This is a genomic window from Propionicimonas sp., assembly GCF_049840635.1.
Taxonomy (GTDB): Bacteria; Actinomycetota; Actinomycetes; order Propionibacteriales; family Propionibacteriaceae; genus Propionicimonas.
The window spans coordinates 941654-963930 of sequence record NZ_JASGKL010000005.1 but is presented as its reverse complement, the minus strand read 5'-3'; the positions used below and the strand labels follow the sequence as shown (position 1 = coordinate 963930).

Here is a 22277-nt window from a genome sequence, read left to right as displayed (position 1 = left end):
GGGCAGGATGACGACAAGCGCTGACCGCCACCTCGAGCGAATCGCCCGGGGTGGGGCGCTGAGCATCGCCGGGGCCGGGGTGTCGGCGATCGCGGGGTTCGTCGTCACAGCGGTGATCACGAATGCTTACGACAAGGAGACCGCAGGCGTCCTGTTCAGCGCGACGTCGCTGTACCTCGTGCTCGTTGCTCTCGGTGGTCTCGGGATCGAGGTGGGCCTCGGCCGGTTCGTGCCGCAGTTGGTGGTCGCCGGACGCTGGGCGGCGATCCGTATATGCCTGACGTGGACAGCCGTTGCTGCGCTGGTGTCGAGTGTGTTGATCGCCGTCGGGGTCTGGATCTGGGCGGAGCCAATCGCAGCGGCGATGTCGCTCCCTGCCGACAGCGGCCCCCTCGTCCTGCGCATCCTCGCGACGACGGTTCCACCGACAAGCCTTGGCCTGTGGGCGTTGGGCGCCACCCGGGCGTTCGCCAACATCCGGCAGACCGTCTGGTTCGACAAGATCTTCCGTTCGGTGGCCCAGCTTGTCCTCGTGGTCTGGTGCGCGGTCGCCGCGGGCAGCGTGGTGTTCCTGACCCTGGCCTGGGTCATTCCCTCGGTGCTGTTCGCGCCGCTGGCCATCATCGCGATGGTGCGGCTCGTACGGCGGCGCGCGGAACCGGTGGCAGACGAACCAACCTCGGCCGGAGTGATGGGCCAGTTCTGGTCGTTCACCTGGCCGAGGAGCGTGGCGATGGTCTCCCAGGTAGTCATCCAGCGTGCCGACATCATCATCATCGCCGCGTTGATCTCGCCCGCGGCGGCGGCCGTCTATACCGCGGCCACCCGCTTCGTGCCGCTCGGCCAACTGGGCGTCCAGGCCATCCAGCAGGTGATCCAGCCCCGGTTCACCCATCTCCTCGCGACGGGGGAGCGGGCCGCGCTCGACGAGGTCTTTCGCACGACGACGGCTTGGAGCATGGCCATGGCGTGGCCGCTCTACCTGGTGATCGCCGGCGTCCCGTCCCTGTACTTGAGCCTGTTCGGTGAAGGGTTCGACGATGAGGGTGTTGCCGTCGTCCTGGTGATGGCCGTGGCCATGCTGATCGGCGTCGCCTCGGGGCCGATCGACACCCTGCTGCTGATGTCGGGACGCAGCGGCTTGAGCCTGGTGAACTCGTTGGCCGCACTGACGGTGGACCTCGGCCTGTGCCTGGTGCTGATCCCGCAGATCGGCATCCTCGGTGCGGCGGTCGCCTGGTGCGTGGCCGTCGCCGTCCGCGCCCTGCTCGGGTGCTTACAGGTCTGGCGGCAGCTGCGCATCTCGCCCCTGTCCCGCGAGTCGCTCGTCGTCGCTGTCACCGCGATCGGCTGTTTCGCCGCGCCGCTGGCCGTCGCGTCGGTGTTCACGGACTCGATGGTGATGAGGATCGTCCTGATGGTCGTCGGTGCGGCGGCCTACGGTCTGGTCCTGTGGCGCAACCGCAGGAGGTTGAGGCTGGCGGCGCTGAGGTCTCTGATGCCCGGGGGTCGACGACGCCCGGACGGCAATTCCGTCGACCGGCCGAGCGACTAGCCTGAACAGCATGGGCACGGGGGGAGAAGTGTTGCTCTACATCGGCGGCTACGGCCGCAGCGGTTCGACGCTGCTGGAGTGCCTGCTCGCCCGACTGGACGGGGTCGTCGTCCTGGGTGAGCTCGAGCACCTCTGGGAGCGGGGCGTACGGCAGAACCAGCGCTGCGCCTGTGGTGAGCCCTTCGCCGATTGTCCGTTCTGGGCAGAGGTGGGACGAACCGCCTTCGGCGGCTGGGACCAGGTGGACGTGGAGCGCGTGCTCGCGCTGAAGGCCGCCGTGGTGCGCCAGCGTCACCTGCCCCGGATGCTCCGGCGCTCGCTCCCACCGGAGTTGGCGAACCAGGCCGCAGAGTTCACCGGTTACCACCACCGGATCTGCGACGCGGCGCAGCAGCTGACCGGTGCCCGTGTGGTCGTGGACTCCAGCAAGTTCCCGCCGCTCGCCGTCGCCCTTGCGCACGATCCGGCCATCGATCTGCGGATGATCCACCTTGTCCGGGACAGCAGGGGGGTCGCGTACAGTTGGTCCAAGACCGTGGCCCGCCCCGAGACCGAGGACGGCGAGGCCATGCCCCGCTACTCGTCCGTGCACAGCTCGGCGCACTGGCTGTCCCACAACCTCGCGATGCAGCTCGCCGGACGCCTGGGTCGCCCGGTCCTGCGAATTCGCTACGAGGACCTCGTGGCCGATCCGGAGGCCACGGTCTCACAGGCGTGGCGACGCCTCGGACTGCCGGGCCCGGGCACGCTGCCGATGGAGGACGCGCACACGATCGAACTTCTTCCCACCCACTCGGTAGCGGGGAACCCGATGCGCTTCACACGGGGGCGGACGGTGCTCCGCTCCGACGAGGCCTGGCGGCAGGGGATGCCGCGGGGGCGGCGTCTCCTGGTGACACTCCTCTCCGCGCCCCTGCTCCTCGCCTACGGGTACCGGCTTCGCTCCGCACAGGAGGGTTCCTGATGACGTCCGAGGCTGCGGCAGCACTCAGGGCCACGGTGGAGGACTTCCACCCCGGGGCATCGGTCAGCGAGGTCGCCACCCGCTCGGGTGATGTCCCGTTCCGGGGTCTGCCCGACCTGAACCGTCCGCGCCTGCTCGTGCCCGGCGCGCCGGGTCGCGCGGCTTCGCGCGCCCTGCTGCGGTTCAGTGTCGCGCTGAGCACCAGGGACGCGGTGTCCCGGATCGGCGCGGCCGCCGCGATCCGCGTGGCCGGCGTCGGCAGGGTGCTGCCGGCCGGCCTGGCGGTGCGCGGCGGGACCGCCGACGACCTGTCGTCGCACCTGGCCGGACAGTTGGGTGAGCCCGTGGTGTTCGGCGTGGGGGTCGGGACGGCCAGGGCGAACCGGAAGCCGGTCCTCGAGGTCTTCAGCAGGCGCAGCGGCGACACCCTCGCCTTCGCGAAGGTCGGCGACAACCCGGTGGCGAGCGAACGTGTCCGCGCCGAGGCCACTGCACTGGGGGAGATCGCCGGCAGGCTCGGTCCCCGGTTCGAGGTGCCGGAACTGATCTCGCTGACCCGCTGGAACGACCACGACGTGTTACTGCTCACCCCGCTGCGCACGGTGCCCCAGTTCTTCGCTGGCCGGCGCGTTCCGACCGGGCTGATGCGGGACTTCTCGGAGTCGTTCGACGCCGGCAGCGCGCCGCTGGTCGAGGCTCCCCAGTGGCGACGGATGCAGACCGCCGCGCTGCCGCCCGCACCGGTGGTGGATCGCTGGCGCGAGCTGTTCGACCGACTGGGCAACCTCGCGCACGACCGCCCCGACCTGCGGGTGGGCGCCTGGCACGGCGACTGGACCGCCTGGAACATGGCCTGGCGCGGTCGGCGCCTCCAGCTGTGGGACTTCGAGCGGTTCGAGACCGGGGTCGTGCGCGGGTTGGACGCCGTCCACTACCCGGTCAACGACGTGTTGCTGCGGAAGGGGCTGACCGCTGCCGCGGTGCTGGACGGGGTCGCGCGCGGGACGGCCGCGCTCGGGAACGGCGAAGAGGCCGACCTGATCGCGGCGGCCTACCTCGTGGCGATCACCTTCCGCTACCTAGAATCGGTGGGGCAGGGCGGCGAGAGTCTCGTCGCGGAGCGGACCAGGGTCATTCTGGATGCCCTCGAACTGTGGCTGGAGAAGTTGGTCGTCGGTGGGAGGGGCGGACGATGAGCGTGCGAGGGGCGGTTTCCAGGGCGAACAGGTCGATGCCGGCCTCGCTGAACCGGCTGGGACGATCGGCACTGACGGCGTGGGGAACGATCACGTCAGGGCTCCGGATGGAGCCTGACTTCATCATTCTGGGCGCCCAGCGCGCCGGCACCACCACGCTGTTCCGGGTCCTCAACGAACACCCGGACGTCGTCCGTCCCACTGTCACCAAGGGGACCGGCTACTTCGAGTCGAACTATGGCAAGGGTCGGGCCTGGTACCGGAGCCACTTCCCGATTCGGGCGCTGGCGCGGTGGCGGACGGGCGGCCGGGCCCGGACGTTCGAGAGCAGCGGGTACTACCTGTTCCACCCCCTGTCCGCATCGCGCATCGCGGCTGACCTGCCGAACGTGAGGGTGGTCGCAATGCTCCGTGACCCGGTGGAGCGCGCCTACTCGGCCCATCGACACGAACTGCGGCGGGGTTTCGAGACCGAGGAGTTCGAGCCGGCGCTCGCGCTGGAGGCCGAGCGGCTGGCAGGGGAGGAGGACCGGATCCGCACCCAACCGGGCTACGACAGCTTCGACCACCGCCACCACGCGTACGTCACGCGCAGCCGGTATGCGGACCAGGTCCAGCGCTACGTGGATGCCCTGGGACCCGAGCGGGTCTTCATCGTCGACGCGGACCGGTTCTTCACCGAGCCGCAGGACGAGCTCACCGAACTGTTCGCCTGGCTCGGTCTGAACCCGTGGCTCCCAGCCGAGGTGGAGCAGTGGAACGCCCAGCCCCGCGAACCCATGGATGACGAGCTCCGCGCCCGCCTGCGCGAGGAGTTCGCCGAATCCGACGAGAAGCTGCGCGGGTTGATGCGCAGGCCGCCGAGTTGGCGATCCGAGCCGGAGCGCCCGACCAGCGGAGCGTCCGAGGGAACCCAGGGCTGATGCGGGCCGTCATGGTGGCCGAGCGGCCGCCGAGCCGGGGCAGTTCGCCCCTGCTCACCCGGATCGATCGCCTCCCGCGGATCTGGCCCCTGGCTGTCGTGGTGATGGGCTACCCGCTGTGGTGGCTGCTCGGCGTGGCGTCCTTCATGCCCTTCGCCATGGCCGCCGTCATGGCCTGGCAGCTGCGCGGCCTGCGACACCTTCTGATTCCTCAGGGACTGGGCTGGTGGCTCGTCTTCATGGTGTGGGTGTGCCTCGGCGTTTTTGTGCTGTACACAAACGCGCCGGGCGCGGTGCCCGGAGGCGGTGCCGGGCGCATCCTCGTCTTCGCCTACAACCTCGGGCTGTACCTCGTATGCACGGTGGCGGTGGCGTGGGTGTTCAACTCGACCGAAGCCGAGTTGCCGACTTCCGAGGTCTCCCGGGTGCTGTCGTGGATGTTCGTCTTCACCACGGCAGGAGGTCTCGCCGGGACAGTTCTGGCGTCGGTCGACTTTCCTTCGCTGCTGGAGGTCGTGCTTCCCAAGAGCCTCGCGCAGAACAGCTTCGTCGCCTCTCAGATCCACCCCGGGTTGTCGGACATTCAGGACGTGCTCGGCACGCCGGAGGCACGGCCGAAAGCCCCGTTCGCCTACGCGAACACCTGGGGCAGCGTCATGGCGCTGTCGCTGCCGTTCTTCCTCGATACGTGGCTCAGGCGCGGGGGTCGGCTCCGCCGCCTTGTCGGCGTCGGGATACTGGTCAGCTCGCTGGTCCCGATCGTCTACTCGTTGAACCGCGGTCTGTGGGGCTGCCTGGCGGTCGGCGTGGTGATCCTGGTCCTGCTCCAGGCGAAGGACGGACGCTTCGGCACCCTGGCTGTCCTGGGTGGCGTTCTGGCCGTCGCTGCGGTCGCCTTCCTCGCCAGCCCCCTCGGCGACGTGGTCGGGGACCGGTTCGAGCACCAGCACAGCAACGACCGGCGCGAACAGCTCCTCGTGCAGACGGTGGTCAGCGCACTCGAGGGCTCGCCGATCATCGGTTTCGGCGGAACCAGGGACGTGCAGGGGAGCTTCGCGTCGATCGCCGGCACGTCCACCGAGGAGTGCCCCGCCTGCGGCGTGCCACCACTCGGCACCCAGGGGCACCTGTGGTTCGTGATCTTCGCGCAGGGCCTTGTTGGCGCAGCATTGTTCCTCGCCTTCTTCCTCTCGTCGCTGTTCCGCACCTGGCGATGTCGCACGACCTCGGAATCGTTCTCGACCACGCTGGTGGTGTTCTTCCTGGTCCAGATGTTCGTCTACGACACGCTGGGCGTCCCGCTGCTGCTGGTGATGGTGGCCATCGGGCTCGGCTGGCGCGCAGTGAGTGCCCGCGGTGAGCTGTCTGTCAGGACATTGCGCTACTGGCTGGATGCGCTGCGGGATAGCCGCCGCACGATCATCGCACTCGCGATCGTCGGGGGAGCGATCGGCGGAACGCTGGCGCTGTTCCCGCGGACCACCTACGAAGTGAAGGAGTACGTCCTGCTGGCGCCGTCGCCGTCCTACCTTCAGACGGACGCGAACAGCGATGACGCGCCACGAGACACGACGATCGACACCGAGGCTGCACTGGTGATGTCCGAGCAGACCCTTGCCCAGGTCGACAGCAGCGCGACTGCGCAGTGGCGGCTGCGGAGCGACCTGACGGTGACAGCGATCCCCAACACCCAGGTGTTGGTGATCTCCCTGCAGTCCGAGGATGTCGCGACGCTTCCCGCCCTCGCCGATCGAATTTCGAACGCCTACCTGAGTACGCGGCAGGCATTCCTGGAGAATCGCAGGACCCAGCTACTCGCGACCCTTCAGGCCCGCGCCGCGGAGTTGGACAGCCTCGGGGTGACTGCGGACAGCACCGAGCGGGAGAGCATCGATGACGCGATCAGCACCATTCTGCTGACCACCACGACCGCGGGTTCAACTCTTCGAACGGACCCCCCCACGGAGGTCCCGAGAGCATTCCCCCAGTTCGTCGGCAGTGGGATCGGAGTCGGCCTGATCGTCAGCCTGCTCTGGATGGAGCTCGTAGTGCGACGGCGGTTCGTCCTCTTACGTTCTCAGTCGGCGATCCGTTCACGGTCGGGTGCGCCGCGCAAGGTACACGTGGGCTCGTCCTAGAGTGCCGTGGCCCATCCACGCATGAGGCGCCGCCGGCTGTCGAGGACTGGAGGCCAGAGGACCTGGCCACCAGCATGACTGTTGCTCTGGCTGGCTCAGATCCCGTGGCCGCGTTTGTGGGCGATGTCGAGAACCTTCGGGGCCGAGATCAGCCGCGTGGTGACGAGAAGGGTGACATAGGCTCGCTTCTCCATGGGGGAGAGGCGCAAAGTCTTTCGCACATCTCGAAGCGCGTCCTGCGTGTCGCCCCGAGCAGCCTTTGCAAAGCTGCGCTGTCCGTAGAGCCTTGCCAACGCCTTCGGGTCGCGGTGGAACACTTCGTGCTTGTCGAGCATGTAGTCAATCGCGGCGATGATGGTGTCCCAGTCGCGCGAGAACATGGACTGTCCCCAGCGCACGACCACCAGCGGTTCCTCAACGATGGCGATCTGGCCGGCCTGTAGCGCACGGATGATGTAGTCGTAGTCCTCCCCGAAACTGCCGGGGAGCTCCTCGTCCACCAGACCGATCTTGTCGAGGATGGCATCCCGGCGCATCAGGACCGACGAAGGATGCGCCTCCATCAGCCGTTTGCGGACGAGGTTCTCAAGTGTGAAGGTGGATCGCGTTGGCACACGTTCGGTCTGGTGTCCGCCGTAGTCGATCTCGATCCCCGTCGCCGAAGTCAGAGCGGACCCGATTCCTGCCAGCTGCTTCGCGATCTTGGTGGGCCGCCAGTAATCATCGTCATCACAGAAGGCCACGTACTCACCGTGGGCCTGAAGGATGCCGGTGTTGCGCGCGCCCGCGAGCCCCGGGGTGCGGGTGTTCGGCATGACTCTGACGCTCCGCAGCGGCTCCTCGCTGTTCAAGGACTGGTCAACATCGGTCTGGTCGAAGACGATCAGGCACTCGATCGGGCCCTCATAACTCTGCGCAACGACGGCCGCGATGGCTGTTCGCAGCATCTCTGGGCGATTCCGTGTGGCGATGACGACGGAAACCAACGGCAGTTCGCTCATCTTCCAATCCCCCCGAGTCGGTTGCGGCTGCGCTGTCCAGCTAACTCTAGGGCACTTCCTGTGACCGGCAAGGCCCCGGGTCTGACCATCCTGGGCGATCCTGATCACAGAGGGCCCGGCTCACATTCGAGAGCCCGTCGGCTGCCCGACCGCTACCATTGGGTCGCAAGAGCCCGTCGGCATTGCCGCGGGCTTGACTCACGCAAAGGGGCAGGCAGATGCCGGGAATCGTGGTCGTCGGCGCACAGTGGGGCGACGAGGGCAAGGGCAAGGCCACCGACCAGCTGGGCGACCGTGTCGACTACACGGTCCGCTACTCCGGCGGCAACAACGCGGGCCACACCCTGGTGGTGAACGGGGAAAAGTACGCGCTCCACCTGCTCCCCTCCGGCATTCTCAACGACTCGGTCCCCGTGATCGCCAACGGCGTCGTGATCGACCTCGACGTCCTGTTCGAGGAGATCGACGGGCTGAACGCCCGTGGCGTCGACACCTCGAAGCTGCTGGTGAGCGCCAACGCCCACGTCATCGCGCCGTACCACAAGGTGATGGACAAGGTCACGGAGCGCTTCCTCGGCAACCGCCGGATCGGTACCACCGGACGCGGCATCGGCCCGGCGTACTCCGACAAGATCAACCGGCTCGGCATCCGCGTGCAGGACCTGTTCGACGACTCGATCCTGCGCCAGAAGGTCGAGGCCGCGCTCGAGCAGAAGAACCACCTGCTCGTGAAGGTCTACAACCGGCGCGCGATCGACGCCACCGAGGTCGCCGAGGAGCTCCTCGCGCACACCGAGCGGCTGCGTCCGATGGTCGCCGACACCGTCCGCGTCCTCAACACCGCGCTGGACGCCGGCCAGGTCGTCCTCTTCGAGGGGGCCCAGGCCCACCACCTCGACGTCGACCACGGCACCTACCCCTACGTGACCAGCTCCAACCCGATCGCCGGCGGGGCGAGCACCGGCGCGGGCGTGGGTCCCACCCGGATCGACCGCGTGATCGGCATCATGAAGGCCTACACCACCCGTGTCGGTGAGGGCCCGTTCCCGACCGAGCTGCTGGACGCGGACGGCGAGAAGCTGCGCCAGGACGGGGCCGAGTTCGGCACCACCACCGGACGCAACCGTCGCTGCGGCTGGTTCGACGCCCTCGTCGTGGAGGCGGCCGTGACGGCCAACGCGTTCACCGACATGTTCCTGACCAAACTCGACATCCTGACCGGCTGGGAGAAGATCCCGGTCTGCGTGGCCTACGAGGTGAACGGCGAGCGCACCACCACGCTGCCGATGACGCAGACCGACTTCCACCACGCGGTGCCCGTGTACGAGTACCTGGACGGCTGGACCGAGGACATCTCCGGTTGCCGGGAGTTCTCCGACCTGCCGAAGAACACGCAGGCGTACGTCCGCCGGCTGGAGGAGCTCGTCCGGTGCCGCATCTCCGGCATCGGCGTCGGCCCGTCCCGCGAGCAGGCGGTCATGCTGCACGACCTGCTCTGATCCTCGTGGTTCGTTCCTCACCACTCGTCAAGACTCCTCGGTTCCCCGCCGCTGGCGCGGCGGGGAACGTCGTCGTCTGATCGATGGCCAGGCGACCGCCCACCCCGACCCCCTGGTGGGTGCCGGTCCTGCTCGGCTTCCTCGGTCTCACCGCGTGCTTCCTCACGATCGCCTACCTCACCTGGGTGTGGGTGGACGGCCGGTTCTACTGGCTGGGGATCATGATGGTCGCGCTCAACCTCGGCGTGACGGTCGCTGCCGTCGTCGCCACCGGGATGGACGCCCGCACCGGCCGTGTCTCCTGGCGCTGGTGGACGACCCTGGGCGTCCTGGTGCTGTTCAGCATCGTGCTGTTCGGCTTCATGGGCCGCTGGGTGCCCGCCTGAGCGGGAGGTGAGCAGGAGGACAATTCCTGGTTACATTCCTGTGACGCAGCCCTCCCGGATTTGTGCGGGCGCATTCCGTGTGCTTACCGTGGATGCAGGGAAGGGCGAGGAGCCCGACCCTGACCAATGCCGGACCGGAGGATTCTCCGGGCCGGTTTCGCATTTTCCGGCGACGCCGCGGGTGTTCGCCGATGGGTGCACCCGTGGCGGCGAGAGATTGCACGAGGGGGCCACAGACAATGCTCAACCACGACCTCGCACGGGTCGACGACCGCGACCCTGAGACCCGCAGACGGCAGACCAGGAACCCGTTCTCCCCGGTGATCATGGTGCTCACCATCCTCGCCACGATCGGGGTGGTCGCCTACTCGCTCTTCCTTCTGAACCCGGCCAACCGCGGCGACTGGCTGCCGTACGTCCTGGTGATCACGGCCGAGAGCATCCTGATCGTCCACGCCGTTCTGGCGATGTGGACGATCCTCGCCGGCTGGCGCTCGCCGCGCACCGACGAGTACTACCTCGCCCGCAGGGAGCTGTTCGGTGACCGGCTGCCCACGTCCGCCGACCCGGCGCGCCCGGACTGGCCGCTCGCCCTCGACGGCCGCCCGATCTCCGTGGCCGTCCTGATCACCTGCTACGGCGAGCCGCTGGAGGTGATCCGGCGGACGGCGATCGCCGCCCGCGACCTCTGGGGCCAGCACACCACCTGGATCCTCGATGACGGCCGCTCGGACGCCGTCAGGGCGATGGCGGCGGAGGTGGGCGTGCAGTACATCCGCCGGCTGTCCAGCGGCGGAGCGAAGGCCGGCAACGTCAACCATGCGCTCAGCCAGGTGAAAACCGACTACTTCGCTATTTTCGATGCCGACTTCGTTCCGCGTCCAGAATTCCTCTACCAGACAATTCCGTTCTTCATCGACACGAATGTGGCCTTCGTGCAGACGCCCCAGAGCTACGGGAACATGAACAACCTCGTCTCCCGCGGCGCCGGCTACATGCAGGCCGTGTTCTACCGGTTCGTCCAGCCCGGGCGGAACCACTTCAACGCCGCGTTCTGCGTCGGCACCAACGTGGTGTTCCGGCGGGCGGCCGTCGATGACGTGGGCGGCATCTACACCGACTCCAAGTCCGAGGACGTGTGGACGTCGCTGATGCTGCACGAGCGCGGCTGGCGGACGGTCTACATCCCCGACGTGCTCGCCACCGGCGACGCGCCGGAGACCATCGAGGACTACACCAAGCAGCAACTGCGGTGGGCGACCGGCGGCTTCGAGATCCTCTTCACCCACAACCCGTTCAGCCCCCGCCACAAGCTGACGATGGACCAGCGGCTGATGTACTTCGTCACCGCCACCCACTACCTGACCGGCGTCGCGCCGGGGATCCTGCTCCTGGTGCCTGCGCTGGAGATCTTCTTCGACCTGCGCCCGGTGGTGCTCGGCACGACCTTCGCCACCTGGCTGCTGTTCTACGCCGGCTTCTACCTGATGCAGATCATCCTGGCATTCTACACGCTCGGCTCGTTCCGCTGGGAGGTGCTGATCCTCGCCACCTCGTCCTTCCCGATCTACATCCAGGCGTTCATCAACGCCTTCTCCGGCAAGGAGCAGAAGTGGCACGTCACCGGAGGGGCTGCCCGACGCACGTCCGCGTTCAACTTCATCCGGCCGCAGGTGTACCTGTTCACGTTCCTGCTGCTCACCTCGGTCGTCGCGGTCTGGCGCGACCTGGACAACCAGCAGCTCTCGCTCGCCACGGCGTGGAACATCACCAACACCGTCGCGCTCGGCCTGTTCCTGGTCGAGGCGTTCAAGGAGGGCCACCGCGCGAGGGTGGCCGAGCGGGCAGGGACGCGCGCCGCAAGCCCCGTCCCCGTCGCCCCCACCCCCGCGCCCGCACTACAGGGAGGACTGTCATGACCTGGGAGAACCGACTCCGCCTCACCCTCGGCGTCCTCGGCGTCATCGTCGTGGTCGGCCTGCTGACCGTGGTGTTCAACCAGCGGCAGAACCAGATCGCCAGCTTCACCGGCGCCGTGGGCGCCGACGTGTACACGGTCGGCGCCGACTACTCCGGCACGGTGGTGAAGCAGGACGTGGACGCCGGCGACAGCGTGACGAAGGGCGAGGAACTGTTCGTCGTGCAGAGCCTCCAATTGAAGGAGAACGTCGCCAACGGCCTGAAGGTCGGCAACACCGAGGCGTACCGCGTGGACCTGAAGAAGGGCACGATCACCTACTTCGCCGTGGTCGACGGGACGGTCCAGAGCCTCAACGCGCGGCTCGGCAACTCGCTCGGTGCTGGCAGCGCGCTGGCGACGATCGCGTCGAACGACCGCTACGTGCTGGCCAGCTTCCGGCTGTTCCCTCGGGACTACGCGCGCGTCCACACCAACTCCGTGGCACGGATCCGGCTGGCCGACGACGAGCTGATCACCGGCATCGTGACCCAGGTCAGCTCGACGACGGGCGACGACGGCACCGTCAGCCAGCTTCGGATCGAGTCCGGCGCGCTGCCGAAGGTTGCCGAGGGCCTGCGCAACCCGGGGGCGCCGGTGGGCGTGACCGTGACGCTCGCCGACTCGGGGCCGCTCGCGGGAGTGGGTGACGCCCTCACCGACTTCCTGGTGAAGATCGGCCTGAGGTGACCCGGACGCCCCGGCGGATCGCCGTGGCCCTCGTCCTGCTCATGGTCACGGGCTGCGCGGCCGTACCGGCGGGTCCGGCCACGCCGTCCACCGGGCCGACCGGCTCGGCGCCGCCCGCGGAGGCGGTGGTCCTGCCGGACACCCGGGTGGGGTCGCTGGTGGCCGGCCTGGCCTCGCGCACGCCGAAGCAGCTGGATGCGACGCGGCTGGCCGACGGCCGCGTCCCGCCCACCAACCGCTGGTACTCGGGGCTGGTGTTCGGCGACGCCCCGCAGCCGGTGTTCCCGCTCCCGCTGTCGTTCGCGCTCACCGGGGACGGGTTCGCGTTCGGCCTTCCCACCGTGGCGGCGACGGCCGACACGATCAGCGGGGGGTTCGCCGGAGACGTCACCGTGGGACTGGGCGCGACCCGCTCGGTGGTGGCGACCGACGACCCTGCCGTGGTCGGGATCGACAGCTACGCCGCCGACGGGACGCGGCTGGGGCGCACCACGATCGCGGAGGGCTCGCCGTTCGTCTCGTTCGTTGCGGCCGGAGCGACCTCGCTCACCGTCCCGGCCGGGTTCAGCGCGGCGGGGGACGTCTTCGTCGCGACGATCGGCGCGAGGAGGTACGCCTTCAGGGCGCCGTCGGCGACGGTCAACGGCACCCGGATCGACCTGGCCGCCGGCGGTGCGGTGACCTTCTGGGCCGTTCCCGAGGGCCACGACCCGGGCGAGCTGGCGCCCTACGCCACGCCGGTCACGGGTTCGACGGTCACCTACTCGGTGGGGACGGACGACGTGACCACCACCCTCGCCTACGCCGGCGAGGGGACGGCGATCGCCCGGCTGCCGCACCAGGGGACGGCGACCGGGTGCGACCTGGGCACCTACCCGTCGATCTACGGGCCGATGACGCTGTGCGCGGGGTCGTCCCTGACGTGGACGACCCCTCGGACGCGGGCGCGGGCAGCCCTCGACCTGAGCGGGCTGGACGCGACGCGGAAGGCGTCGCTGGCAGGGCAGCTGAGGTCGGACGTCGGTGCGCTGCCCGCGTTCCCGTCCGACACCTACTACGGCGGCAAGGTCCTGCAACGGACCGCGATGCTGCTGATGGTGGCGGAGGAATTGGGCGAACACGCGCAGGCCGCGACGCTCGCGTCCGCGCTGGACCAGCAGCTGTCGGCCTGGACCCAGCCGCAGGGGTGCACGCAGCGGGAGTCGTCCTGCTTCGTCTACGACCCTGAGGGCAAGGGCGTCGTGGGCCTGACGGCGTCCTTCGGGAGCGACGAGTACAACGACCACCACTTCCACTACGGCTACTTCCTCTACGCGGCCGCGGTGCTGGCCCGGTACGACCCGTCGGTCGTGGCGCGGTACGCGCCGGTCCTGGACCTGCTCGCTGCCGACATAGGAAGCGCCGGGAACTCGTACTTCCCCGACCGGCGCACCTTCGACGTGTACGCGTCGCACTCGTGGGCGTCCGGGACGGCCCCGTTCGCCGACGGCAACAACCAGGAGTCGGTCTCGGAGGCCGTCAACGCCTGGGCGGGCCTGAGCCTGTGGGCACAGGTGAGCGGGGACGCGGCACTGGAGACCGAGGCGGACTGGATGCTGTCACTGGAGGCGCACGACTCGTCCACCTACTGGCTGGAGCCCGACCTGTCGGCGTTCCCCGGCTACGCCCACCGGATCACCACGCTGAATTGGGGCGGGAAGCGCGATTACGCCACGTGGTTCTCCCCGACCCCGGCGGCCAAGCTCGGCATCCTGCTGCTGCCGATGAGCCCGACCTCGACCTACCTGGCCGGGGACGCGGACGCGATCCGCGCGAACGTCTCCGACGCCGTCGGCGACCAGTTCGACCAGGCCTTCGGCGACTACGCCCTGATGTACCTCGCGCTCGCCGACCCGGACGCCCGCAACCAGGCACTGGCCGCAGCGGCGAAACTGTCCGACGCGACCCTCGACGACGGCCTGAGCCGCACCTACCTCCTGGCCTGGCTCTACGCGCTCGGCTGAGCGCGGCGGGAGCGGCGGCCCGACGCGCGCCGTCGCTCCTCAGCGTCCGTGAGGCGCCCACGGGCCTGTCATCCCGGGCTTGACCCGGGATCTCCGCGTCCATCCCGTCGGCCCGCGGCGACGAGATCCCGGCTTTCGCCGGGATGACAGGGGGTCGGTCGACGAAGGGCGCTACGGCGGGCGGCGGCCAGAGGCGGGTTCTCGCTCCTCAGCGTCCGTGAGGCGCCTACGGGTTTGTCATCCCGGGCTTGACCCTGGATCTCCGCGTCCATCCCGTCGGCCGAGGCGACGAGATCCCGGCTTTCGCCGGGATGACAGGGGTGTCGGTCGACGAAGGAACGCGACGGCGGACGGCGTCCCGACGCGGGCGCTCGCCCTTCAGTGACCGTGAGGCGCCCACGGGTTTGTCATCCCGGGCTTGACCCGGGATCTCCGCGTCCATCCCGTCGGCCGCGGCGACGAGATCCCGGCTTTCGCTGGGATGACAGGGGTCGCCGGTCGACGAAGGTACGCGCGCCGAAACGGGCTTGCTTCAACGGTCCCTGAGGAGCCCCGTGAGGAACGAGCGGGGCGCCCGTGTTGGGCGGCCGTCCGCCTTCTCCTCGGTCGCTTCCGCGACGGCTGTCCTGGCGCGGGCGAGCGCATCGGGGGTCGCGCCGGCCGAACTCAGCGCGAGGAGGGCGGCGCCGACGATCGGGCGGTGGGCGAGCGTCACGAGGCGCGCGTGGGGGGCAACGTCGGCGATGCCGGCGGCGATGCGGGTGTCCAGCAGTGCGTTGCCCGCCTGCAGGACGCCGCCGCCCAGCACCACCGGGATCGCCGCGTCGGCCAGGTCGAGGCGCTCCACGCACGCCCGGACGTACGCCACCACCTCGTCGGCCTGCCGTTCGACGATCGAGCGCGCGACCGCGTCCCCGGCGTCCGCGGCGGCGAACACCGCCGGGGCGAGCGTGGAGAGCCGGTCCGACTCGAACTCGCCGAAGTGCAGCCTCTCGATCAGCTCCGCGATGGACGCCACGCCGGTGCCCTCCCGCACCACGGCGGTGAGCGCCGTACGCGGCCCGCGCCCGTCCTCGTCGCGGGCCGCGTGCCACAGCGCCTCCGCGCCCAGGCCGGAACCACCGCCCCAGTCGCCGGAGATGTGGCCGAGGGCTGCGAACCGGGCGGATGCCCCGTCCGACCGCACCCCGACGGCGTTCGACCCCGTTCCGCAGACCACGGCCAACGCGTTCGGGGCGTCGGTGCCTGCGCGGAGCAGGGCGAACAGGTCGTTGTCGACCAGGCTGTTGGCCGCCCACGGCAGGCCGGCGATCGCCGCGGTGTAGGCGGCGTGCTCGCGGGGCAGGTCGATCCCGGACAGGTACAGCTCCGTCCGTCGCACGGGGCGGCCGGACGCGACCGCGGTGACCAGCGCGTCCACGACGGCCACGGACCGCTCCAGCCCGAGTTGCTGGGGGCTGGAGGACGGCCCCCGGCGGTGGGCGAGCAGCGTCCCGTCGAGGGTGAGCGCCACCGCGTCGGTCTTGGTGCCGCCGCCGTCGACGGCGACGACCACGGGCTCTAGGTCCATGGCAGGAACCGTGCGTTCGCGGTGAGCAGCAGGTCCGTGAGCTTCTCGGCCCGGTCGTGCTGGAGTACGAGCGGGTGCGCCCGCATCGCCCGGAGGACGCGGCCACGCCCCCCGTGGATGGCCGCGTCCAGGGCGAGCCGCTCGTAGCCGGCAACCGCAGCGATCAGGGCGGCGACGTCGTCCGGCAGGGCGGCGATGGGTTCGGCGACGAAGCGTCCGCCGGCGAAGCGGGCCGGCACCTCCACGACGTGGTCGTCGGGCAGGAACGGCAACAGGCCGTCGTTGCGCAGGTTCACCACCCGCGGCACCGGCTGGGCGCCGGTGATCGCAAGGATCAGCTCGATCGCCGCCTCGGAGTAGAACGCGCCGCCGCGCCCCTCCAGCGCCGCCGGCTTGGTGTCGACGGTCTCGTCGGCGTAGGTGACCAGCAGTTCGTCCTCGATCGCCTTCACGGCCTCGGCGCGGGTGGGGGAGCCCAACTGCTCGGCCAGCACCTCGTCGTGCGCGTAGTAGTAGCGAAGGTAGTAGGACGGGACGAGCCCCAGGCCGCTGATCAGCTCGGGGGCCATCTCGGTGTCCTCGGCCAGCTCGCCCAGCTCCTCGCCGAGCAGGACGGGCAGCTTCTCGACCCCGTCCACCTTCACCGAGGTCTCCCAGGTGAGGTGGTTCAGCCCGACGTGGCCGAGGCTGACCTGCTCGGGCCGCGCGCCGAGCATGCCGGCGAAGCGCCGTTGGAAGCCGATCGCCACGTTGCACAGCCCGACGGCCTGGTGGCCGGCCTCCAGCAGGGCCCGGGTGACGATCCCGACCGGGTTGGTGAAGTCGATGATCCAGGTGTCCGGACGCGCGTGCGTGCGCACGGTCTCGGCGATCGACAGCACCTGCGGCACTGTCCGCAGTGCCTTGGCGAAGCCGCCCGGCCCGGTGGTCTCCTGGCCGATGCAGTGGACTTCGTGGGGCCAGGTCTCGTCCTGCTGCCGGGTGGCCTGGCCGCCGACGCGCAGCTGGAGCAGCACGAAGTCGGCGTCCGCGACGCCGGCGACGAGGTCGTTCCCGGACACGACCTTCGCAGGGTGGCCGGCGTGGGCGAGCATCCGGCGCGAGATGCCCGCGACCAGTTCGAGGCGGTGCGCGTCCGGGTCGATGAGGTGGACCTCGGTCAGGCCGAGCTCGGGGTGCCGTCCGAAGCCGTCGATCAGCTCGGGGGTGTAGGTCGAGCCGCCGCCGACGATGGCGAGCTTCATCAGTCCTCCTTGGTTCCGGACGCGACGATGGCGTCCTCGAGACGTTCGCGGATCCCGGCCACGAGCAGCCGTCGGGCTCCGAGCAGCACGGGCCGTTCCCCGGCACGGGCGGGTTGGACGGGCAGGTCCCTGCGGCGGCCCACCCGTTCCTGGACGAGCGCCGCGAGCTCGGTTCCGCCTGCGACGCCGGTGGGGCCGCCGAGGATGACCCGGGTGGGGTCGGCCACCGCGGCGACGACGTCGAGCAGCAGCGCGAGCCGGTCGGCCAGCGACTCCAGGGCCGCGTCGTTGCCGGGCAGCCGGGTCAGGGCGTCGGCGAGGTCCGTGCCGCCGAGCAGGGCGACGACGGCCTTGCCGCCGAGCAGGTCGGTGAAGTCCTCCGCGTCGGGCGCCAGGGTCGCTGCCGAGCGGGGCACCTCGAGATAGCCGATCTCGCCGGCCGACCCGGACGCCCCGCGCTGCACCACGCCGCCGACCTCGAGCCCCGCGCCGAGGCCGGTGCCCACCCACACGTAGGCGAAGTCGGACGCGCCGGTGGCGGCGCCCTCGGCCATCGTGGCGAGGTTGACGTCGTTCTCGAGCACGACGCCCAGGCCCGTGCCCTGTTCGATCAGGGCCCGCGCGCCGCGCTCGGGCCAGCCCGGCAGGGTGTCGGTGAAGGAGAGCCGGTCGCCCTCGTCGTCGACGGCGGCCTGGACGCCCACGACCACCATGCTGACCGTGTCGCGTCCGACCCCTGCGGCGTGGGCGGCCGCCTCGACCGCCCGCACGACGTCGGTGGCGGGGGAGCGGACGGCGCCGGCCACCGGCAGCACCACCGCCGGGTGGTCGGCGTCCGTCGGATCGACGAGGACGGCCTCGACCGCGGAGTCGAGGATGCTGACCGCGACCCCGGTGAGGCTGTCGGTACGGACGCCGTACGAGGTGGCGTTCGGTCCGCGCGCGCCGGTCACCTCGCCGACCGGGGCGATCAGGCCGGCGCGTTCCAGCCGGGCGATCATCTGCCCGGCCGTCGGCTTGGACGCCCCGGACAGCTCGCCGAGCTGGGAGCGGCTCAGCGGCCCGTGTTCGAGCAGCAGCCGGAACGCCGTCCGGTCGTTCTGGGTGGCCAGCCACGCCGGGCCGCCCGCCAGGTTCGTCATGCCGCGCCTCCGTCGGCGATCTCGGCGCGGACCTCGTCGCGGAGCTGGCCGAGCCGTTCGGGGTCGGCGGCGGCTTCGCGCAGCCGGCGGGTGTAGTCGTGCTGCGGGTGGAGGATCACCTCGTCCGCCGGGCCGCGCTCGACGATGTCGCCGCGGTACATGACCAGGATCTCGTCGGAGAAGTGGCGGGCCGTGGCGAGGTCGTGGGTGATGTAGAGCACGCCCAGCCCGTCCGCGCGCTGGAGGTCGGCGAGGAGGTTCAGCACCCCGACCCGGATCGACACGTCCAGCATGGAGACGGGTTCGTCCGCGATGATGAACCGCGCGCCGGGCGCGAGGGCGCGCGCGATCGCCACGCGCTGCCGCTGGCCGCCGGACAGCTCGTGCGGACGGCGGTTCAGGTAGGCCGGGCCGAGGGCGACCCGCTCGAGCAGTTCGACCGTCCGCTCGCGCACCTGGGCGGGCTTCAGCTCAGGGTGGTGGAGCTGCAGCGGACGCTCGATGTGGTGCGCGATCGAGTGGAAGGGGTTCAGGGACGCGAACGGGTCCTGGAACACCATCTGCACCTGGCGCCGATACGCGCTGTGGTCGCCGCGGAACTTCGTCGACGCGCCGTCGAGCAGCACCTCTCCGGACGTGGGGATTTCCAGCTTGGCGATGATCCTGGCGATCGTGGACTTGCCCGAACCGGACTCGCCGACCAAGGCCACCGTCCGTCCCGGCTCCAGGGTGAACGAGACGTCCTTGACCGCGTGCAGGGTGCTGAACCTCATGCCGTCGCGCAGCCGGAAGTCCTTGACGAGGTTGCGCACCTCGAGGCTGTGCCCGCTCACGGTGTCTCCTCCCCGGCGTGGTGCGGGTCTTCCCGGCCCTCGCCGTCGCCGTCCCGGCCGCCGTCCTTGTCATCCCGGACTTGATCCGGGATCTCGGTGTGGGTGTGGTCAGTTGTGTGGGTGAGATGCCGGGTCAAGCCCGGCATGACGGGGGCGGGGGTGTTGTCATCCCGGACTTGATCCGGGATCTCGGTGTGGGTGTGGTCAGTTGTGTGGGTGAGATGCCGGGTCAAGCCCGGCATGACGGGGGCGGGGGTGTTGTCATCCCGGACTTGATCCGGGATCTCGGTGTGGGTGTGGTCAGTTGTGTGGGTGAGATGCCGGGTCAAGCCCGGCATGACAGGGGCGGGTTCCTCGCTCGACCTCGAGCGGACGAAGCCGCCGCGCGACCCGGTCAGGCTCGGGAAGCTGGACAGCAGCTGCTTGGTGTAGTCCGCCCGCGGGTCGCGGTAGATCTGCTCGGCCGTGCCGACCTCGACGATCGCGCCCTCGCGCATGATCGCGATCCGGTCGCTGATCTCGATCAGCAGCGGCAGGTCGTGCGTGATGAAGATCACGGCGAAGCCGAGGCGCTCGCGCAGCCGCATGATCTGCCGGATGATGCCGCGCTGCACGAGCACGTCCAGGGCGGTCGTGGGCTCGTCCATGATCATCAGCTGTGGGTCGAGCGCGAGGGCCATCGCGATCATCACCCGTTGCCGCATGCCGCCGGAGAGCTCGTGCGGGTACGCCGACAGCCGGGACGGATCCACGCCGACCAGCTCCAGCAGCTCCGCGCAGCGGGCGTCCCGCTCGGCCCGTCCCATACCCGGGCGGTGGGTGAGGAAGACGTCGTCCAGCTGCGTCCGGACGGTCATCACCGGGTTGAGCGAGTTCATCGAGCCCTGGAAGACCATCGACACCTTGTCCCAGCGGAACCGGCGCAGGTGCTCGGCGTCCAGGGAGCCGACGTCGATGTCCTCGCCCGAGCGGTCGTGGAACGTGACGGTGCCGGACGTCATCACCGCCGGTGCCTTGAGGAGGCGATTCACCCCGTAGGCGAGGGTGGTCTTGCCGCAGCCCGACTCGCCGGCCAGCCCGAGGATCTCGCCCCGGTGCAGTGTCAGCGACACGTCGCGGACGGCGTCCACCGGCGGGTCGACCTCGTAGGTGATGGAGACGTGTTCTGCGGTGAGGACGGGTTCTGGGGTGCTCATGCGAACGCACCTCCTCCGGCGACGCCCTTGCCGGCCTTCATGGCCTTGCGCTGCTGCCTGGCGGCCTTGGGCGCGAGCCGCAGCTTGGGGTTGACGATCTCGTCGATGGCGAAGTTCACCAGGGACAGGCCGGTGCCGAGCAGGGCGATCATCACGCCCGGAGGGATGAACCACCACCAGGCGTGCGAGCCGACCGCCTGCCCGGTCTGGGCGTCGTTCAGCATCGTGCCGAGCGTGATCGAGTTCGTCGGGCCCAGCCCGAGGTACGACAGCCCGGCCTCGCCGAGGACGGCGGCCATCACGCCGAAGATCAGCTGGGCGGCGATCAGCGGCACCAGGTTCGGCAGGATCTCCACGAAGATGATCCGCAGCCCCTTCTCGCCGGCCACCCGGGACGCGTACACGTACTCGCGCGTCCGCAGCGACCGGGCGGACGCCCGCAGCACCACCGCCGAACCCGCCCAGCCGGTGACGCCGAGGATCATCGCCACCAGCGTGGACGACCGGGCGAAGTCGCCGAGCCCCTCGGTGTTCTGGACGTAGGCCGCGATCACCATCACCAGCGGCAGGCCGGGGATGACCAGCATGATGTTGGTGGCCAGCATCAGGATGTCGTCCGTCCAGCCGCCGAAGTAGCCGGCCAGGATGCCGAAGACGATGGCCAGGAACATCGCCACCAGGCCGCCGACGAGGCCGACGTACAGCGACTCGCGCGTCCCCGTCGCCAGCTGGGCGAACACGTCGTAGCCGAGCTTCGTCGTCCCCAGCCAGTGGTCGGCGGACGGGGGCAGCAGCCCCTTGTAGCTGGAGTCGCGCGGGTCGACGGTGAAGAACGGCCCGACCAGCCCGAACAGGACGATGACCACGACGATCACCAGGCCGACGCCGAGCTTGGCCGACCACTTCGGCATCAGGTAGCGGAGTCCCGCGAAACGGTCAGACATCCCACGCTCAGACATCGTTGCGCACCCTCGGGTCGATCAGGCCGTACAGCAGGTCCATCAGGAAGTTCGCGGCGAGCACGGTCAGCGTGATCACCAGGAACACCCCCTGCATCAGCGTGTAGTCCAAGCCCTGCACCGACTGGATCATCAGCTTCCCGATGCCCGGGTAGCTGAACACCTGCTCGGTGACGATCGAGCCGGCGACCACGAACGCCAGCGCGATGCTGAACCCCGCCAGGGAGGGGATCGCGGCGTTGCGCGCGGCGTACCGGTCGCGGATCCGGCCGGCCTTCAGGCCCTTGGCCTCCGCGGTGAGGACGTAGTCCTCGCTCATCGTGGACACCATCATGTTGCGCATCCCTAGCAGCCACCCGCCGATGGAACTGATCACGATGGTCAGCGCGGGCAGGAAGGCGTGCTGTACGGCCGAGACGAAGAAGTCCCAGCTCCACTCGGGTCCTGAGGGGAAGTCGAAGGGGTCGTACGCCCCGACGATCGGCAGCCAGCCGAGCTGGACGGCGAAGACGGCGACGAACACCAGCGCGAGCCAGAAGTAGGGGATCGACTGCAGCAGCGCGGTGGCCGGGACGAGCTGGTCGAGCCACGTCCCCCGCTTCCAGCCGACCCAGGCGCCACCCACGATGCCGAGGACGAACGAGATCACCGTCGCGATCCCGACCATGAACAGCGTCCAGGGCAGGGCGTTGCCGATCAGCTCGACCACCGGGTACGGGTACCGGGTGGACGACAGGCCGAGGTCGCCGTGCAGCAGGCGCCCCCAGTAGGCCAGGTACTGGTCCCACAGAGACATGTCCTTGCCCGCGCCCAGCAGCGTGTAGATGTCCTGGATCACCTGCGGTGACAGCTCGCGTCCGCCGCTGGCGCGGCGCAGCTTGCCGATCATGATCGCGGCGGGATCGCCCGGCATCATCCTGGGCAGCAGGAAGTTGAGCGACACTGCTGCCCAGACGGTGATGATGTAGAAGCCGATCCGCCGCAGGTAGAACTTCATTCCTGTCTCCCTGCGGCGGCCGCG

Annotated in this window: 18 protein-coding genes; 10 read left to right on the top strand and 8 right to left on the bottom strand. The window is 69.7% G+C overall.

Going from position 1 to position 22277, the window contains the following annotated elements:
- Nucleotides 1–7: 7 nt before the first annotated feature.
- From QM779_RS10315 to QM779_RS10295, 5 genes are all read left to right on the top strand, one after another.
- A complete protein-coding gene (locus QM779_RS10315) occupies nt 8–1555 on the top strand; it encodes a polysaccharide biosynthesis C-terminal domain-containing protein (RefSeq protein WP_428534847.1) in 1548 nt (515 codons plus the stop codon).
- A 10-nt stretch (nt 1556–1565) separates the two neighbouring features.
- The gene (locus QM779_RS10310; RefSeq protein WP_428534845.1) at nt 1566–2519 is read left to right on the top strand and encodes a sulfotransferase; all 954 of its coding nucleotides are present in this window, start codon (nt 1566–1568) and stop codon (nt 2517–2519) included.
- Nucleotides 2519–3715, top strand: coding sequence for a hypothetical protein (locus QM779_RS10305; protein WP_428534843.1), 1197 nt, complete (start codon nt 2519–2521; stop codon nt 3713–3715). Before QM779_RS10310 ends, QM779_RS10305 begins: the two co-directional genes overlap by 1 nt.
- Nucleotides 3716–3822: 107 nt before the next feature.
- Nucleotides 3823–4638, top strand: a complete 816-nt coding sequence (locus QM779_RS10300; RefSeq protein ID WP_428534841.1) for a sulfotransferase family protein — start codon at nt 3823–3825, stop codon at nt 4636–4638.
- Complete coding sequence (locus QM779_RS10295; protein ID WP_428534839.1) at nt 4638–6776, top strand: hypothetical protein; 2139 nt, start codon at nt 4638–4640, stop codon at nt 6774–6776. The genes QM779_RS10300 and QM779_RS10295 overlap by 1 nt, the downstream gene beginning before the upstream one ends.
- A gap of 95 nt (nt 6777–6871) precedes the next feature.
- On the opposite strand, the gene QM779_RS10290 is transcribed toward QM779_RS10295, so the two are convergent.
- Entirely contained in the window at nt 6872–7777 is a 906-nt protein-coding gene (locus tag QM779_RS10290; RefSeq protein WP_428534837.1) for a glycosyltransferase family 2 protein, read from the bottom strand.
- 218 nt (nt 7778–7995) lie between these two features.
- On the opposite strand from QM779_RS10290, the gene QM779_RS10285 reads away from it, so the two are divergent.
- The 5 genes from QM779_RS10285 to QM779_RS10265 all read left to right on the top strand — a co-directional run bounded on the left by QM779_RS10285 (nt 7996) and on the right by QM779_RS10265 (nt 14312).
- The gene (locus QM779_RS10285; protein WP_428534835.1) at nt 7996–9276 is read left to right on the top strand and encodes an adenylosuccinate synthase; all 1281 of its coding nucleotides are present in this window, start codon (nt 7996–7998) and stop codon (nt 9274–9276) included.
- Nucleotides 9277–9359: 83 nt separating this feature from the next.
- On the top strand, nt 9360–9662 hold the full coding sequence (locus tag QM779_RS10280) for a hypothetical protein (protein ID WP_428534833.1): 303 nt from the start codon (nt 9360–9362) through the stop codon (nt 9660–9662).
- A gap of 239 nt (nt 9663–9901) precedes the next feature.
- The gene (locus QM779_RS10275) at nt 9902–11581 is read left to right on the top strand and encodes a glycosyltransferase (protein WP_428534831.1); all 1680 of its coding nucleotides are present in this window, start codon (nt 9902–9904) and stop codon (nt 11579–11581) included.
- The gene (locus QM779_RS10270) at nt 11578–12309 is read left to right on the top strand and encodes an HlyD family efflux transporter periplasmic adaptor subunit (RefSeq protein WP_428534829.1); all 732 of its coding nucleotides are present in this window, start codon (nt 11578–11580) and stop codon (nt 12307–12309) included. The genes QM779_RS10275 and QM779_RS10270 overlap by 4 nt, the downstream gene beginning before the upstream one ends.
- Entirely contained in the window at nt 12306–14312 is a 2007-nt protein-coding gene (locus QM779_RS10265; RefSeq protein WP_428534827.1) for a glycosyl hydrolase, read from the top strand. Before QM779_RS10270 ends, QM779_RS10265 begins: the two co-directional genes overlap by 4 nt.
- A gap of 532 nt (nt 14313–14844) precedes the next feature.
- Here the strand turns inward: QM779_RS10265 and QM779_RS10260 are convergent.
- Genes QM779_RS10260 through QM779_RS10230 form a run of 7 tightly spaced genes read right to left on the bottom strand, consistent with a single transcriptional unit; the run spans nt 14845 to nt 22253 of the window.
- Nucleotides 14845–15882: an N-acetylglucosamine kinase gene (locus QM779_RS10260; protein WP_428534825.1), complete on the bottom strand. Its 1038-nt coding sequence runs from the start codon at nt 15880–15882 to the stop codon at nt 14845–14847.
- Nucleotides 15873–17126 (bottom strand): 6-phospho-beta-glucosidase, encoded by a 1254-nt coding sequence (locus tag QM779_RS10255; RefSeq protein WP_428534823.1) that lies wholly within the window; start codon nt 17124–17126, stop codon nt 15873–15875. The genes QM779_RS10260 and QM779_RS10255 overlap by 10 nt, the downstream gene beginning before the upstream one ends.
- A complete protein-coding gene (locus QM779_RS10250; RefSeq protein ID WP_428534821.1) occupies nt 17126–18268 on the bottom strand; it encodes an ROK family transcriptional regulator in 1143 nt (380 codons plus the stop codon). Before QM779_RS10250 ends, QM779_RS10255 begins: the two co-directional genes overlap by 1 nt.
- Complete coding sequence (locus tag QM779_RS10245) at nt 18265–19101, bottom strand: ABC transporter ATP-binding protein (RefSeq protein ID WP_428534819.1); 837 nt, start codon at nt 19099–19101, stop codon at nt 18265–18267. The genes QM779_RS10250 and QM779_RS10245 overlap by 4 nt, the downstream gene beginning before the upstream one ends.
- On the bottom strand, nt 19098–20297 hold the full coding sequence (locus QM779_RS10240) for an ABC transporter ATP-binding protein (RefSeq protein ID WP_428534817.1): 1200 nt from the start codon (nt 20295–20297) through the stop codon (nt 19098–19100). Before QM779_RS10240 ends, QM779_RS10245 begins: the two co-directional genes overlap by 4 nt.
- Complete coding sequence (locus tag QM779_RS10235; RefSeq protein WP_428534815.1) at nt 20294–21241, bottom strand: ABC transporter permease; 948 nt, start codon at nt 21239–21241, stop codon at nt 20294–20296. The genes QM779_RS10240 and QM779_RS10235 overlap by 4 nt, the downstream gene beginning before the upstream one ends.
- Before the next feature lie 7 nt (nt 21242–21248).
- Nucleotides 21249–22253: an ABC transporter permease gene (locus tag QM779_RS10230; RefSeq protein ID WP_428534813.1), complete on the bottom strand. Its 1005-nt coding sequence runs from the start codon at nt 22251–22253 to the stop codon at nt 21249–21251.
- Nucleotides 22254–22277: the final 24 nt, after the last annotated feature.